The sequence below is a fragment of the Zymomonas mobilis subsp. mobilis ATCC 10988 genome (assembly GCF_000175255.2).
In the GTDB taxonomy this organism is placed as follows: Bacteria; Pseudomonadota; Alphaproteobacteria; order Sphingomonadales; family Sphingomonadaceae; genus Zymomonas; species Zymomonas mobilis.
Genome location: NC_017262.1, coordinates 1134288 through 1148896, shown reverse-complemented (window position 1 = coordinate 1148896; position 14609 = coordinate 1134288). Strand labels below are relative to the sequence as shown.

General features: G+C 46.5%; 16 protein-coding genes and 1 tRNA gene. 6 read left to right on the top strand and 11 right to left on the bottom strand.

What is annotated here, in order from left to right:
- Window positions 1-127 precede the first annotated feature (127 nt).
- Window positions 128-204: transfer RNA gene (locus ZMOB_RS05075), tRNA-Asp, on the bottom strand.
- Between the two features lie 460 nt (window positions 205-664).
- On the opposite strand from ZMOB_RS05075, the gene ZMOB_RS05070 reads away from it, so the two are divergent.
- Entirely contained in the window at window positions 665-1315 is a 651-nt protein-coding gene (locus ZMOB_RS05070) for a cell wall hydrolase (protein WP_011240360.1), read from the top strand.
- A 15-nt stretch (window positions 1316-1330) separates the two neighbouring features.
- On the opposite strand, the gene ZMOB_RS05065 is transcribed toward ZMOB_RS05070, so the two are convergent.
- From ZMOB_RS05065 to ZMOB_RS05050, 4 genes are read right to left on the bottom strand one after another with little or no spacing between them, the layout of a single operon-like run.
- Window positions 1331-1642, bottom strand: coding sequence for a hypothetical protein (locus ZMOB_RS05065; protein WP_014500813.1), 312 nt, complete (start codon window positions 1640-1642; stop codon window positions 1331-1333).
- A gap of 17 nt (window positions 1643-1659) precedes the next feature.
- On the bottom strand, window positions 1660-3066 hold the full coding sequence (locus tag ZMOB_RS05060) for an MBOAT family O-acyltransferase (protein WP_014500812.1): 1407 nt from the start codon (window positions 3064-3066) through the stop codon (window positions 1660-1662).
- A 31-nt stretch (window positions 3067-3097) separates the two neighbouring features.
- Window positions 3098-4663: an SGNH/GDSL hydrolase family protein gene (locus ZMOB_RS05055; protein WP_011240357.1), complete on the bottom strand. Its 1566-nt coding sequence runs from the start codon at window positions 4661-4663 to the stop codon at window positions 3098-3100.
- Window positions 4660-5706, bottom strand: coding sequence for an SGNH/GDSL hydrolase family protein (locus tag ZMOB_RS05050; protein WP_014500811.1), 1047 nt, complete (start codon window positions 5704-5706; stop codon window positions 4660-4662). Before ZMOB_RS05050 ends, ZMOB_RS05055 begins: the two co-directional genes overlap by 4 nt.
- A gap of 328 nt (window positions 5707-6034) precedes the next feature.
- Here ZMOB_RS05050 and ZMOB_RS05045 point away from each other — a divergent pair, with 328 nt between their 5' ends.
- A complete protein-coding gene (locus tag ZMOB_RS05045) occupies window positions 6035-7072 on the top strand; it encodes a ribonucleotide-diphosphate reductase subunit beta (RefSeq protein WP_011240355.1) in 1038 nt (345 codons plus the stop codon).
- Between the two features lie 83 nt (window positions 7073-7155).
- Here ZMOB_RS05045 and ZMOB_RS05040 read toward each other — a convergent pair whose 3' ends face one another.
- The 5 genes from ZMOB_RS05040 to ZMOB_RS05020 form a co-directional block, all read right to left on the bottom strand.
- Window positions 7156-7800 carry an HAD family hydrolase gene (locus ZMOB_RS05040; RefSeq protein WP_017466335.1) on the bottom strand — a complete coding sequence of 215 codons (645 nt, stop codon included), beginning with the start codon at window positions 7798-7800 and terminating at the stop codon, window positions 7156-7158.
- A gap of 28 nt (window positions 7801-7828) precedes the next feature.
- Complete coding sequence (locus ZMOB_RS05035) at window positions 7829-8533, bottom strand: ATP12 family chaperone protein (protein WP_014500810.1); 705 nt, start codon at window positions 8531-8533, stop codon at window positions 7829-7831.
- A 26-nt stretch (window positions 8534-8559) separates the two neighbouring features.
- A complete protein-coding gene (locus tag ZMOB_RS05030; protein ID WP_014500809.1) occupies window positions 8560-8850 on the bottom strand; it encodes a hypothetical protein in 291 nt (96 codons plus the stop codon).
- 109 nt (window positions 8851-8959) lie between these two features.
- The gene (locus ZMOB_RS05025) at window positions 8960-10084 is read right to left on the bottom strand and encodes an RluA family pseudouridine synthase (protein WP_011240351.1); all 1125 of its coding nucleotides are present in this window, start codon (window positions 10082-10084) and stop codon (window positions 8960-8962) included.
- Window positions 10085-10338: 254 nt separating this feature from the next.
- Window positions 10339-10560: a hypothetical protein gene (locus tag ZMOB_RS05020; RefSeq protein ID WP_011240350.1), complete on the bottom strand. Its 222-nt coding sequence runs from the start codon at window positions 10558-10560 to the stop codon at window positions 10339-10341.
- Window positions 10561-10716: 156 nt separating this feature from the next.
- On the opposite strand from ZMOB_RS05020, the gene ZMOB_RS05015 reads away from it, so the two are divergent.
- The 4 genes from ZMOB_RS05015 to ZMOB_RS05000 all read left to right on the top strand — a co-directional run bounded on the left by ZMOB_RS05015 (window position 10717) and on the right by ZMOB_RS05000 (window position 13700).
- Window positions 10717-11115: an MAPEG family protein gene (locus ZMOB_RS05015; RefSeq protein WP_014500808.1), complete on the top strand. Its 399-nt coding sequence runs from the start codon at window positions 10717-10719 to the stop codon at window positions 11113-11115.
- 128 nt (window positions 11116-11243) lie between these two features.
- Complete coding sequence (locus ZMOB_RS05010) at window positions 11244-11687, top strand: glycine zipper 2TM domain-containing protein (protein ID WP_011240348.1); 444 nt, start codon at window positions 11244-11246, stop codon at window positions 11685-11687.
- 153 nt (window positions 11688-11840) lie between these two features.
- Entirely contained in the window at window positions 11841-12491 is a 651-nt protein-coding gene (gene gmk / locus ZMOB_RS05005) for a guanylate kinase (protein WP_011240347.1), read from the top strand.
- Window positions 12492-12827: 336 nt separating this feature from the next.
- Window positions 12828-13700, top strand: coding sequence for an arginase family protein (locus tag ZMOB_RS05000; RefSeq protein WP_014500807.1), 873 nt, complete (start codon window positions 12828-12830; stop codon window positions 13698-13700).
- A 67-nt stretch (window positions 13701-13767) separates the two neighbouring features.
- On the opposite strand, the gene dapD is transcribed toward ZMOB_RS05000, so the two are convergent.
- Entirely contained in the window at window positions 13768-14598 is an 831-nt protein-coding gene (dapD, locus tag ZMOB_RS04995; protein ID WP_014500806.1) for a 2,3,4,5-tetrahydropyridine-2,6-dicarboxylate N-succinyltransferase, read from the bottom strand.
- Between the last annotated feature and the right edge of the window lie 11 nt (window positions 14599-14609).

Below are 14609 nucleotides of genomic sequence, written 5' to 3'. Positions count from 1 at the left end.
GCCTTATCGCCTAATCTACTAAGCGATACCATCTAAAAATATTTTTTAAGGAGAAAAATTTGCTTGGAACAGCAAGATCGCTTTATTGAAAGGGAAAGCGTACCCCCTAAAGAAGCGCCATAAAAAATGGCGCGAGTGACGAGACTTGAACTCGCGACCTCCGGCGTGACAGGCCGGCGCTCTAACCAACTGAGCTACACCCGCTTGGGATGGCCTGTCCTCTAAGGTAGGTTGGTCGTGTCGTCAAGCATAATTTGAATAAATTTTCATTTTTTTCAAAAAAAACAGGAAAATACGCCTTTTTAGCTATCAAAGGCCGGTGCCATTATCTTATCTAAGGAAAATTCTGGCCAAAAACGCAGCAGGACGCTATAGCCGCCCTACCCTTTCATTGAGTCTCTCAATGACAAAAATTGAAAAATCCATCCGCCCGGACGGAACAACTGCTGCATTTCACCGCATCAGACGAACGGGCAGCCTTGTAAAAAGTTCCGATGGATTGACCAAAAGGGAATAGAGGGTCACCAAGAAGTTCGGTTATTTAATTCATCCATCTTGGATGCTTTAAAGCGACAAGACGTGATTATTCTGCTGTCCCAAGACTGATTATATTCTTGCATTATATATGGGACATCCGAAAATTGCGCAGGTTATGGAGTTGTCGATGTCCGCTTTAGGACATTTATTTCGTAAAAAATGGGCAAAATTAGTTTTACCTGTAGCTGCCATCACCTTTCCGGCACATCAGGCCATAGCCGCCGCCCTTCCTTTGGGCGTAACCTTGGCGAGCAACGTGGCTATTGCGAAAAGCCAGCCCATCGCCAATACGTCATTCGATCATAATAATAACACTGTCGCCAATCATGCTCGACAGGCATTAGCAAAATCATCTGATTATTCCGAAGAGAGTGAAAATCTTTCGGCTGATGAGTTAGAACAGCAATCCGAAGGCGCACAAACGATGTGCATGGCCAAGGTTGTTTATCACGAAGCGGCTAACCAGCCCCGTGAAGGCCAGATTGCGATTGCACAGCTTATTTTAAATCGGGCAGAAGCCGGTGGTCGTTTCCCGCAAACAGTCTGCGGTGTGACTAATCAGCCGGGGCAGTTTTTTGATACCACCCGTTATACGCCGCCGCGTCAGGATCGTCGCTGGCAGAAAGCGATTGAAGTAGCGCATGAAGTTTTAACGGGTAGCAGTGAAGACCTCACCAAAGGGGCTTTGTTCTATCATGCCAATTCGCAGGCACCCAACCATTTCTTTAAAACGCGCACTCGCGTTAATGCTTTGGGTAGCCACGTTTTCTATCGTTAATTTTAATATGGGAGGCTATTCAGCCTCCGCCCCTTCCTGATTTGAAAAATGAAGCGCTTCTAGCTTCTTCCAATAGCGATGTAAAAGATCTCTTGGCGCGGACAGGCCAGTCTCGGCAGCTAAATCGCGCCAGCTATCAGCCGTAGAAACAATCGGGGCTGTCCATATTGTTGGAGCCAAAGAATCCGCCCAATCCGCGACAGCCTCGGCATTCAACAATGCCAATAAAAGGCTTGCCGTCGAAATAACAATGCTCGTCCACAAGCCAGCTCGCTTCTGATCATTTTTATCACTGGGCAAGTCAATGGGTGAAAAGTCATTAGGCATAATGCCTTATTCCCCTATCAAAACTGGTAATAAATAAAGGGCGCGACACCTTCATAACGCATAGCATCAATAATCAAGATCAAAACCGCTATCGCGATTCCGACAGACCATGACGGCCAATTCTTTATTCTCAAGGCGAGATGGGTCAGCCCTTGCCGTGGCAAGAAATGAATTACCAATCCGAACAGAACTAACATCACCATTAACGGCGTTACCTGTCCCGCAGACCATGAACCTTGGGTAATATTTTTCAAATACTGGATTGCGGATGAAAAGCTGTCAGCTCGGAAGAATATCCATCCAACCACGACGATATGGAAGGTAAAAATCGTGCGGATCCAAACGGGTAAGCTCGGCCAACTGGCGGGTTTAATCCGGCTCCAAAAACGCTCACAGGCAAGAACCCCGCCATGAAGCGCGCCCCAAATCACGAAGGTCATATTGGCACCATGCCATAACCCACCAATTAACATCGTAATAAAGAGATTCAGATAGGTTCTAAAGGCCCCGCAACGATTGCCACCCAACCAACCGATATAAACATAGTCACGTAACCATGAAGACAGGCTGATATGCCAACGCCGCCAAAAATCCTGTAAGGAAGCGGCGCGATAGGGCTGGTTGAAATTGACAGGAAAACGGTACCCTAACAACGCGGCCAAGCCGATGGCCATATCGCTATAAGCCGAGAAATCGCAGTAAATCTGGGCAGCATAGCCATAGGCGGCCATAACCAGTTCCAAACTCGAATGGGATGATGGATCAAAAAAGACCGGATCAACCAATTGGGTCGAAATTTCCGAAGCCACCACTGCTTTTTTAAATAGTCCCCAGACAATCAACAGCAAAGCCATCGAAATTTTGGATTTTTCAAAAGGCGGCACAGCCTTAAACTGGGGTAAAAGTTCCGATGCTCGAACGATAGGCCCCGCCACCAAATGCGGGAAAAACGACATTAACAATAAGATGTCACCCAAAGAGGCCGGTGGCACTTTCCGCTTTTCGACATCGACCAGATAGGACATTCCCTGAAAAGTAAAGAAGCTGACTCCGACAGGAAGAACAATTTCCATAAAGGGTAAATGCGGCGCATATCCCAACAATCCGCAAAAGGCGGCAATCTGGTTCAGCAAAAAAGCATAATATTTGAAGAAAGCCAGAATAGACACATTGCCGATAATACCGGCTATCATAATCCGTTTACGCGCTTTTCCTTCGTAACAGGATAACCAAGCGGCCATCGCCCAATTAAAAACAGCCGATAAGATTAATAAGGCAACAAAACGCCAATCCCACCAACCATAAAAAAACCAGCTTGCAATCAACAAAGCTATTTTTCGCCAGTCATTACTGCCCCTGAAACAACAGGCGACAGAAAAGACGACCAGAAAAAACAGTCCAAAAGTCAGAGTCGGAAAAAGCATTCTTGAAACCTAAATTTTACCCGAAAAAGGGCTATCGCGCCGGAGATGGAGAGGACTCCATAGCGTTTTTTATATCGTTATCCAGACGATTTGCGATAATTTGTCCACCCAGAGATGTATAGTGGACATAATCACGTCGCATCAAAGAAGGATAAGCCTTGCCCCAATGGACGGCGGCACAATCGCCCCCCATACGGGCATGCCAATCCCAAAAGGCAATACCCAACTGGGATGCGACACGTTGTTGCACCCGACGAACCGCCGCCAAACCAGCGGGCGGAAATAACGGATGGGTTGTCACTTTCCAAATAACATTGGAAGGCGGCACGATATTAGGCAACGCATTTTGAGCTGAATTCGTATCCGATCCCGGAGGCTGCGAAATATCGGGGCCATTGCCATCTGAACCGAACACCCCCTGTTGCCGCAAAGTCGACATCACAGAATCGACCCCTTTGGACTGATTGGCTGAGAGCTGCGAAGCGGTTGCAGGATTAGAGGCCGGACTAGTAACAAAACCATCCGTAGGAAGCGGTTCAGAACAAAGAGGCGGAGAAACACCGGGCGTATTATGCAGCATTTCTTCGCGACGGCTTGAAGCATCAGGCGCGCCCAGCATTAAAATAGGCACATTGCCGGACAATCGCCGAATCCGTGAAATTTGTTCACGCAAAACGGATTCAAACGCCGTGGGATCAAAATAAGGCGCGAAGCCTTCATTCGTTCCGAAAGCCAGCACAATCAGATCGGGGTGATATACTTTTAATTCTGTTGCGATAACCTGATCGCTACTTCTTTGAAGATGAATTAACTGGGAACCGACCACCCCGAGATTGGATAAGGCAACGCCACCATTATCTCGGAAGCTCGCCCATGATGTCAGGGTAATGGGACCTTCCGCGGCGACGACATCGGCATGAACCTGAGGCATATCACTTGTTAAAGTGACACATTGGCTATGCGACCAACTGCTGTTGAAATCGACCCGCTGGAATTGCCCGCCCATAGAAACGACGACAATACCAGCACCGGGTTTCGCCAAGCCACAAACGGTAAAACGGTCAAAGGCCTCTTCAATCCCGCTATCAAGCGAGATCTGTGCGCCATTCTTGTGAGAGGTCAGGTTAAAACCACTAAAACCGACCGGCGGCATATCGCTACTATAATGAGAACCGAAAATAGAGCCGATAGTCCAACCATCCGACATGGAGACATGGACACCATGAGCAATATAGCCTTTATAAGGAATACCGGGGGCTAAAACGCCCCGCCCGCCCGAGCCATAGCGGTTTTGTAAAATAGAACGCCACGCCCCTGAAATAGAATCGCCTGCGGTATGGCTGTCACCGATTTGAAGAATATGGAGCGGCTTTAAATGTCGCCCACGGGGATATTCAGCCAATTTTTTGAAAAAAGGAAGAATGGCTTCAGAATTTTTTAAAGCCGGTGGTGTTTCTGGCGGCGTGAAAGGCACACCCATTATAGGCGAAGAAGAGGCTGTCTGCGCAGCAGGCGCAAAGGCACCGGCCATAAAAGCACAGGAGGCCAAAGCAGATTTCAGGACTAAAGTCAGTTTTGATGGAATCAGGCGTTTCACCGGCTCACTTCTTTTTGACTAGCTACAAGACTGGCCGTTTCACTTGATGTGGCGGGCAGTTTTGGGCGATGCTGATCGGCGAAATGACGGATTTGCGAAGCCAAACCACGGCTTAATCTGACATATCCGGTCATCGACATATGCACCCCGTCATTTGCCCGCATCAATGTCATTTTCTTTGTCGCGTCATTAGTGCCATCCATTAGATAAGGCGCGTATTGTCCATTTTCGTCTACTGTTAGCGAACGGGTTTCAATAAAGGGAACATTTAACTTAGCCATTTCGGCGGCATAAAAGCTGTTCATGCTGCTGATACTGGCATCGAAATCAGCTTTCCGCATCACGGGTAAACCAACCCAATAAACGCTTATGCCTTTTTGCCGCAGCATGGACACGAAACTTTCTATCCGGTCACCAATGACCTGTCGCCATTCTGCGCTCAGCAAGGGCGCGGCATGATGCCCGACTAAAACACCTTGAACGTCATTGGCACCAAAACAAATAACCGCAATATCAACAGGCTGACTTACCAGATCGCTTTTGGCTTTTTCTTCGACATTCAGGCTTTGGTAACGGGTAAAGCCTGTCGATTGCTGGCTAAATTTCAAAACACGATAGCCCTCTTTCGCCGGTAATAGACGATAAAGAGCCGACCAAAGCCCATCACCATAGCTATCACCGAATACCCCGACCCGAAGCGGTTCGCCTTGGGATAAACGCTGATTCAGATTTGCGCTTGATGGTTCTGGTGGTAAAGGTGAATGCGATGGCACGAAGGGTTTATAGCCTTCGCTTGTTTCCTTTTCTGCCAGCTTGGGCGGTTCCACTGTCGCAACCGAATTGTTCATCACTGGCTGATCAGAAGAAGCCTGCTCAGGGCTATAATTTTGATTATCAAGAGAAGTGATCGACTGGGTAGAGGAAGCAACAGGCGTCTCGCCGGATTTTCCTGACGAACCAAAAGCATAACCTATGGCTGTTCCGACTGCGACACCTAGTAACAATACAACAGCCCGATCAGCTAAAAAACGCGCTGACTTCATGAAATCTCCCAGTCTCCGGCCTTAGATATCCGATAAGTTATAGTTTTCATCAATGGCGGCTTTTTCTAACAAAAATTCTAAAGAGGGATAGCCCTTCTTTTACTCTTTATATCCATAAAGGCCGATGAATCACAAAATTGATGTTTTGACTAGAGAACAGAAAAATTTTGAATGATTTTTTTGATAACAAATTTTTATAGAATCTATATATAGAATGCTAAACTTTTTGTAATACTATATGTAGAGTCTTTCCTCATTTTCAGAATCGGCAGGACAAGATCGCCAGATTCGTCTTTCTATCCCTATTTTATACGAAGGAACCGCCCCTATGTCCCTGCTTAAGGCATCTCCGGTTTACAAGCCTTTTGAATATCCATGGGCTTTTGAATTCTGGCAGCGGCAGCAGCAGCTTCATTGGCTTCCCGAAGAAGTGCCTTTAGGCGAAGATTGTCGGGACTGGGCGCAAAAATTAAGCGATCACGAACGCAATCTATTAACGCAGATATTCCGTTTTTTCACGCAGGCTGATGTCGAAGTTCAGGATTGCTACTTCGATAAATATGGTCGCATTTTCCGTCCGACTGAAATCAAAATGATGTTGACGGCTTTCAGCAATATGGAAACGGTGCATATTGCGGCCTATTCCCATCTACTTGATACCATCGGCATGCCGGAAACTGAATATTCGGCTTTCCTTCAATATAAAGAAATGAAGGACAAGCATGATTATCTGGCAACCTTTGATGTCGGCAGCGATCAGGATATTGCCCGCACGCTGGCGATGATGGGTGGCTTCACCGAAGGTTTACAGCTTTTCGCCAGTTTTGCGATGTTGATGAACTTCCCCCGCTTCAATAAGATGAAAGGCATGGGGCAGATTGTGTCTTGGAGTGTTCGCGATGAATCGCTTCATTGCGAAGGGATTATTCGTCTTTTCCATACCTTCTGTCAGGAACGCCAATGCCTGACCAAACAGGTTAAGGACGATATTCTCAATATCTGCCAAAGAACGGTCAGAATTGAAGATGCCTTTATTGATCTGGTTTTTGAAATGGGTCCCGTTGAAGGCATGACCCCGAAAGAAATCAAAAAATATATTCGTTATATTGCTGATTGGCGTTTAGGTCAGTTGGGTCTTTCACCTATCTACATGATCGAAGAACATCCGCTTCCTTGGCTCACGCCTTTGTTGAATGGCGTTGAACATGCCAATTTCTTTGAAACTCGCTCGACTGAATATTCCAAAGCCGCGACCAAAGGCGACTGGAATGAGGTTTGGGGTGCCTTTGACCAACGCCGTGATGCTCAATCCAATATAGAGGCAACGGCAAACGAAAAAGACGAAAGCGGGCTATTCCCAGCGTAAAACAGACAGATAAAATCTACAAAAAAAAGGCCATGAGATTCATGGCCTTTTTTGCATTTAAAAATAATGCGGGATGAAATGCTTTAATCTTTTTGATTCGAGGCAATCAAAGGAGTCACATCAATAACCGGCATATGAGCGCGCTTCGCCGCTTCAAATCCGGTCACACTATCTTCAAAAACCAGACAATGCTCGGCTTCTACACCTAATCTTTCAGCTGCCTTCAAGAAAATATCAGGGGCAGGTTTCGGCACGCCGATATCATCGACAGAAAGAATAGTATCAAACAGGTCAAACAAACCTGTTATTTTCAAGCCTTCCAGCAACAAACTACGGGGCGCACAAGACGCAACCGCCATCGGGAATTTTCCATAAGCATTGCGGGCAATATCTGCGACAGGCGTAATCTCGACAACATGCTGTATATTGGCAAGATAATAGGTCTTCATCTTGTCAGATATCGCCTTGTGGTCGAATTTCTGACCGACTTTTTCTTCAAAAGCGGTTATCAGATTGTCTTCAGAAAAGCCGGATCTTGGCTGATACCAGCTATGTTCCATTGAATAGCCCAGTTCACCCCAGATAGCGACCCAAGCCCGTTCATATACCGGCAAACTATTGAGTAAGGTGCCATCACAATCAAAAATTAAAGCTAAAGGGGCGCCCCCTTCTCCCAAATCATTTTGAGCTAAAAAAGCCCATGATTTCTGCCCTGTCATTTCAGACATCCTTCCTTAATATCCGGTTCTTTGACCGTTAGTTTGTATTTACCAGGCTGAAAAAACGGGCAGCAGCTAAAAAGTCACGACGACGACGTTTAAGGGCGTTGGCCGCGACTTCATCCTGCCCCCATTGTTCTGCCTGCCATATTTCGTCGATATGGGCGGCATCAAAAGCTTTCTCAGGTGTAATTTCATCTGCCAGTATAGCAAGTGGAATAACCAAAGAGCCTGAAATAGTTGCCAGTTGTGTCAAAGCGACGATTTCAAAATGATTGAAATCTGTAACGGCTGCACCAATCCGCTGCAAAGTCACTTCAGGCTGCTTTTTATGGATAATACCAACCACCCGATGGAAATGGATATCAAAGCGCTTTTCCGCCCATTCCAACAAAGGTTCCCATAATTCGATTTCTCGATCAACCAAGGCCTGAGGGCTGTCGGCACGGTAACAAGTCACATCGCTTTCAGCAAATTGGCGAATACCAGCAACAAAATCATCATAGCGATCAGGCACCAGATCAACGGCAGCATTGGCATAGCCGGTTATCGGCATCGAAGCGAGATCAATTTCTTTCGGTTGATTGTTCCATTCTTCGGCGACAGCCTCTGCCAAAGCACGAGTCGGCAAAATTAAAGGGTGTCTTGCCGGAGTCATGATCTGACGGTCATCCAATTTCGCAGCAAAGCCTATTTCAGCTTTATCGACAGTGGCTTTTTTATAAAAACGTTTTCTTTTCATGGCAGAAAAACTTGTCTCTTTTCAATTTATGGCTTTTGCCATCTGATCAAAATTTGAGGGATCAGCATAATGATAAAACTGATAACAACCATAGCATCCAGCCACCGCTGGTCCCACGGAAAGAAACGAGGCATCTGTAAGAGCAAAATAGCAAAAGTCAGTAATAACGCGCCCACAACCCGACAGGCAGACATAATAAACATCCGCCGTCGGCTAGCCTTTACAATATCGAAAGAACTTTCTTCCCATTGTCGGCTATTTTCTCCGGCTTGATCCAATTGCTTGGCAATCCGATTGTAGGCATTTTTAGGAATCACACTACCACACTTCTTTTGCTATTGCCGGTAGGATGGATGACGCAATGCTATGCTGCGGCTTGGCAGCATAAGCAAAATGACAAGCTAAGACCAGAAAAAGGACGACAAATCACCGTTTCCGATCTCGCCCCCTTGGTGCAGAAGGTTTCTGGGAAGAACGATTCCGCCTTTCGCCTTTTCTGGCACGGCGGCGATCACGGGCGCGGCGACCCTCTGCAATTTTTTCGGCTTCTTTATCAATGACCTTTTCGCCACCAAGCGGACGATCATAGCCATTTTCTAAATCGAAACCGAGCAAGCTCATACTTTCGAGGAAATGCTCTGGTAAATCGGCATGGACATCCAAATTGGAACCATCAGGATGCGGGATAACCAATCTTCTGGCATGAAGATGCATTTTACGGCTGACGCCTCCGGTCAAGAAGGCTTCTTTCCCGCCATATTTACCATCACCAACAATAGGAAAGCCAATAGCCGAGAGATGAGCGCGCAACTGATGGGTGCGGCCTGTTAAAGGCTGCAACTCTAACCAACAGGCGGCATTCCCTGCCCGTTCGATCACGCGATAAAGGGTTTTTGCCGTCGCGCCATTTTCTTCATCGACATGCATTTTTTCGCCGCCGCTTCCGGGCTGACGAGCCAAAGGCAAATCAATCAAACCTTCGGTAATCGAAGGCACACCGACAACCAAAGCCCAATAGACTTTATGCGCCGTCCGCCCTGAAAAGGCTTTGGAAAAATAACCGGCATTATTAGCGGAACGGGCTAACAGCAAAACGCCGGACGTGTCCTTGTCCAAACGATGGACTAATTTGGGACGAGACGGCGCTTCAAACTGCAAAGCATCCAACAAACCATCAAGATGGTAATGGGTTTTTGTGCCACCTTGGGTCGCCAGACCGGCGGGTTTATTGACCACGATTGCCGCTTTATCGCGATGAATAACCAAGGACTGGGCAAATTCGATTTCAGCTTCCGTCAATTCGGGTCTGGAAGGCTTGGTCGGACGATTATCCTGCAAATTCGGTTCAGCCGGTGGGACGCGGATGGATTGACCCGCCATAACTCTTGATCCGGGGGTAGCGCGACGACCATCAAGGCGGATCTGTCCGGTTCTTGTCCAGCGCGCTATTCTCGCGAAACCGGTATCTGGCAAATGACGCTGAAACCAACGGTCAAGGCGGATACCATCATCGTCATCATCAACCACAAAGTTACGGACATTATCGCTCATCGACCTTCCCCTTCCACAATAACGGGCAAACAGAATAAAATATCGGAAGACAAATTCCGAAACAGCAACATCCGATACCGCTGATCGGCTATTTCGGCTCTAGAAGGGAAAGGCATAGATATCCTTGAAAGACAATCTGAAATGACGGGATTTATAGAATGATTGGCAAAAATTAGCCAGAGAAAGGCAGTCTCTCCCGCCCTCTCAAGCAGGATATATTTCTACCATTGATCGCATAAGGTGGAAAACAGGCGTTAGAAAATGCCGCCGCCGATAATAAGGCGAAAAAAACCTAATAAAATAGCCAATATATTGATACGACGACCACTTATTTCTCGGGATAAGCATCCAATGGCCAAGCCAATGACCGGCAACGGAATGATAATCCAGTTCAGCCATCCCACGAAAGGCAGAAAGGCAACCGCTACCGAAATAAGGGACAGAAAACCAATGATTACCGAAATGATATTGGCCATGACTCTAATCTAATCCTGTCTATATTCGTGTTAAGGTCGCTGATGATAATCATCGGTTATGGCGGAATTATGAGTTTTTAGAACCGCTTATTCTGAATAAGATTTCTGGCAGCATAGCAAAAGACGATTAACCGCTACAATATAAAGGGATTTTTTATGACCAAGCCGCCCGAATTTTATCTTCTCGGCATAGTGTTGTTGTTGGCTTTGTTACAAATTTTTCTAACGGCTCATTTCAAGACGCGCCAATATGGCTATAAATGGAATGTAGGTGCCAGAGATGAAGCGCTTCCCCCTCTTTCCCCTATGGCGGGTCGCTTAAGTCGGGCGCAAGCGAATCTGTTTGAAACCCTCCCCTTGTTTATAGCAGCCTTATTAGCCAACCTCTATTTGGGGCATAACGGCTATTATAGTGAATTAAGCGCCGAATTATATGTGGCCTCCCGCCTGACATATTTACCGCTTTATGCTTTTGGTGTGCCTTATTTACGCAGCATCGTCTGGGCGATTGGTATTATCGGCTTGTTGGGACAAATCCTGCTGATTTTTTGTTGAGATCGGAAACAAAGATTTCAATTAGCTGTTTAAATTCTTAATGCTACGCTCATATTCTAATTGATAGAAACAGGCTAACAACACATCATTTTATTGTGATGCTTGATTTCAAGCGAGAGGACAAAACAGTGAAACGGTTATCGTTTGCTCTGGCACTCATTTTGATGGCACCTATTGCAGCAGTGCAGGCACAACCTCCGGGTGGATCACCCCCGCCCAATTATTATGGCGATCGTGACGATGGTCGCGGTGGCAATTGGGATAGAGGCGATCGGGGTGGCTATCGCGATGGTGGCCGTGACGGTGGTTATTATCGCGGCGGCGGACGTCGTGGCGGATATCGGGATGGCCGTTTAGGCCCCAATGATCGCATTTATCGCGGTAATGATGGCCGCTATTATTGCCATCGTTCTGATGGTACGACCGGAACGATCATTGGCGCTCTTGGCGGCGGCTTGCTGGGCGACGTTATCGCACCGGGTGGGTCAAAAACTATCGGCACGCTTCTGGGTGCTGGCGGCGGCGCTCTTATCGGACGTCAGATTGACCGGAATAAAATTCGCTGCCGTTAAGCCTATTGTCCTGACAAGACCTGTTTTTCAAAAAGGGTGCATTCGAAAGAATACGCCCTTTATTCTTTTAAGCGGCTTTCTATTATATTCTATTTCGGGATTATTCTTATCTTAGCCCCTTGACCTTCATCCCTGCTTGGGCAAAAGGTTCCCATGCCTTCAGCTAATTTTCGACTAGCCCGCCGTGGACTTCTTTTTGTTATATCCTCACCCTCAGGTGCAGGTAAGTCCACTATCGCCCGTAGAATACTGGCCGAAGATGATGAAATTCATCTGTCAGTTTCTGTTACAACGCGTCCCAAACGACCAGGGGAAGTTGACGGAGTAGATTATCATTTCGTCGATGTCCCGACTTTTAAAAAGATGGTCGCCGAGAACCAGCTTTTGGAATGGGCGCATGTTTTTGATAATCGCTATGGTACGCCCCGCGCCCCTGTTGAAGAAATGCTTCACAAAGGCCAAGATGTCCTCTTTGATATCGACTGGCAAGGCGCGCAACAGCTCTGGCAACAGGCCAGCGGCGATACGATACGCGTTTATATTCTTCCCCCTTCTTTTGAAGAACTGGAACGCCGGTTAAGAGGTCGGGGAACCGATTCCGAAGAAGTTATCCAAAAAAGAATGGCGCGCGCTGCAAGCGAGATAAGCCATTGGGATGGCTATGATTATGTTTTGATCAATGATGACATGGATGAATGTGTCAAACAGGTGAAAAACATTTTGACGGTCGAAAGAATTAAAAGACGCCGCCAAATCGGCCTTATTGGCTTTACCCGCAAATTATTGGCACCACCCGAAGATTAAAAACATCTCGTATAATATTCTGATATTATCCTTTTACCGCTTTCCATATTTGGAAGGCGGTAAATTTTACAGTCCGAGACAAGCTATCTTCTTAATGGATATTTTGATTTAACAAAATTTTATTGTTATAAACAAATATATTAAAAATACGTGTTAATCTTAAATAATTTTTTCAAAAACGACGACAGAAAAAATAATAATATAAAATCTTTTCAAAAAATCATTTACATTAACGCCCGTTAACGCCTGCAGCTTTAGAGTCATCGACTGTGCCTATTTAAGCCATAGATTATCGCCTAGATTAAGAGCTGGGTTGATACTCTTTGGAGCATGGTAATGAGTAGTATTAATAAACCGTTGAGACTCATTTTCCCGCAATGGCAAGGTGGTGATAATCCCCCTTACTATTTGGGTTCGCAGCTTTTGGCGTGGTTATCGCCTGATCCCAAAGGCGCGGTTGAAGAAGTGCCTGTTCCAAAACCAACAGGAGAACCGCTGCAAGAAGAAAATGGCATTGTTGGGCGGTCAATTTTAATAGATCAGCTATCAAAAGCGCGGCAGTTGATCGAAAAGCACACACCAGATTCTCTAGTTGTCTTAGGCGGTGATTGCCTTGTTTCTTTAGCACCCTTCTCATGGCTTCTTGAAAAATATAAAGATAAGTTAGGGATTCTTTGGATCGATTCACATCCAGATGTTCAAACGCCCAAGGAATATAAAAATGCGCATGCCCATGTGCTTGGGGAATTGATGGGTAATGGCGATTCTGATTTTACCAGAACGGTTAAACACCCAGTATCTCCACAAAAAATTATGATTGCGGGCATACATGACCCGCTCCCCTATGAAGCAAATTTTATTTCCGAGCATAAAATTCAAACTTGCTCTCCAGAACAGGTAAGGTCTGGCGCTCAACCCGTTTTAGACTGGATCAAGAATGAAAAAATCGAATATCTGGCCATCCATATAGACTTGGATGTATTGGATCCCCATAATTTCAGATCTGTTCTTTTTGCTAAACCGGGTCGAGGACAGCATGATTTCGGGGATGTCGCAGAAGGCAAATTAAACATACCAGATGTCGTAAAATTGGCTAATCAAGCGGCCTCTATTTCCAAGGCGGTGGGTTTAACTATTGCCGAACATCTCCCATGGGATGCGCTTAATTTAAAGAATATGCTCGAAGAACTGCCTTTAATCGGGAAATAAGGCGTTTCTTTTATAAAAAAAGCCGGCATTCATAAAATGCCGGCTTTCCGTTACGTCTCAATAGACTTTAATTCTGGGCTTCTCTTAAAAGCTGATTGATGCTGGTCTTTGAACGGGTGCGTTCATCGGCTGTTTTAACAATAACAGCGCAATAAAGCGAAGGTCCCGGACGACCATCAGGCAAAGGCTTGCCAGGCAAGCTACCCGGAACAACCACAGCATAAGGCGGGACCTTACCCATATGGATTTCGCCAGTTGCCCGATCAATAATACGGGTTGACGCACCGATAAAGACACCCATCGACAGAACGGCACCTTCACCGACCGTAACGCCTTCGGCAACTTCGGAACGCGCCCCGATAAAGGCATTGTCGCCAATGATGACAGGGCCTGCCTGTAAAGGTTCAAGCACACCGCCGATACCGGCACCGCCAGAAATATGGACATTCGCACCGATCTGGGCGCATGAACCAACGGTTGCCCATGTATCAACCATGGTATTTTCGCCGACATAAGCACCGATATTTACGAAGCTCGGCATCAGGACAGCGCCCTTGGAAATAAAGGCGCCACGACGAACAACGGCCCCGGGAACCGCACGGAAACCAGCCTGTTTAAACTGATCTTCGCTCCAGTTAGCGAATTTCAGCGGGACTTTATCATAACCACCATTCATCGGCGCATTGCCGGTCAAACGGAAAGACAGAAGAACGGCTTTTTTCAACCACTGATTGACGACCCATTCGCCATTATCGCCCAATTCGGCAACGCGGCGTTTACCAGAATCCAATAAGGACAGAGCCTCTTCAACGGCTTCGACAACGGCACCTTTGGTCGCAGGCGTAATATTGGCACGGTCTTCAAAGGCTTGATCAATAATCTTGATAAGATCAGACATCCCGATTTCTT

Coding starts and splice junctions, on each gene's coding strand:
- ZMOB_RS05015 (WP_014500808.1), top strand. CDS start 10,717: ATGACCAAGCCGCCCGAATTTTATCTTCTCGGCATAGTGTTGTTGTTG.
- gmk (WP_011240347.1), top strand. CDS start 11,841: ATGCCTTCAGCTAATTTTCGACTAGCCCGCCGTGGACTTCTTTTTGTT.
- ZMOB_RS05025 (WP_011240351.1), bottom strand. CDS start 10,084: ATGAGCGATAATGTCCGTAACTTTGTGGTTGATGATGACGATGATGGT.
- ZMOB_RS05040 (WP_017466335.1), bottom strand. CDS start 7,800: ATGTCTGAAATGACAGGGCAGAAATCATGGGCTTTTTTAGCTCAAAAT.
- ZMOB_RS05045 (WP_011240355.1), top strand. CDS start 6,035: ATGTCCCTGCTTAAGGCATCTCCGGTTTACAAGCCTTTTGAATATCCA.
- ZMOB_RS05065 (WP_014500813.1), bottom strand. CDS start 1,642: ATGCCTAATGACTTTTCACCCATTGACTTGCCCAGTGATAAAAATGAT.
- ZMOB_RS05020 (WP_011240350.1), bottom strand. CDS start 10,560: ATGGCCAATATCATTTCGGTAATCATTGGTTTTCTGTCCCTTATTTCG.
- ZMOB_RS05050 (WP_014500811.1), bottom strand. CDS start 5,706: ATGAAGTCAGCGCGTTTTTTAGCTGATCGGGCTGTTGTATTGTTACTA.
- dapD (WP_014500806.1), bottom strand. CDS start 14,598: ATGTCTGATCTTATCAAGATTATTGATCAAGCCTTTGAAGACCGTGCC.
- ZMOB_RS05035 (WP_014500810.1), bottom strand. CDS start 8,533: ATGAAAAGAAAACGTTTTTATAAAAAAGCCACTGTCGATAAAGCTGAA.
- ZMOB_RS05070 (WP_011240360.1), top strand. CDS start 665: ATGTCCGCTTTAGGACATTTATTTCGTAAAAAATGGGCAAAATTAGTT.
- ZMOB_RS05060 (WP_014500812.1), bottom strand. CDS start 3,066: ATGCTTTTTCCGACTCTGACTTTTGGACTGTTTTTTCTGGTCGTCTTT.
- ZMOB_RS05000 (WP_014500807.1), top strand. CDS start 12,828: ATGAGTAGTATTAATAAACCGTTGAGACTCATTTTCCCGCAATGGCAA.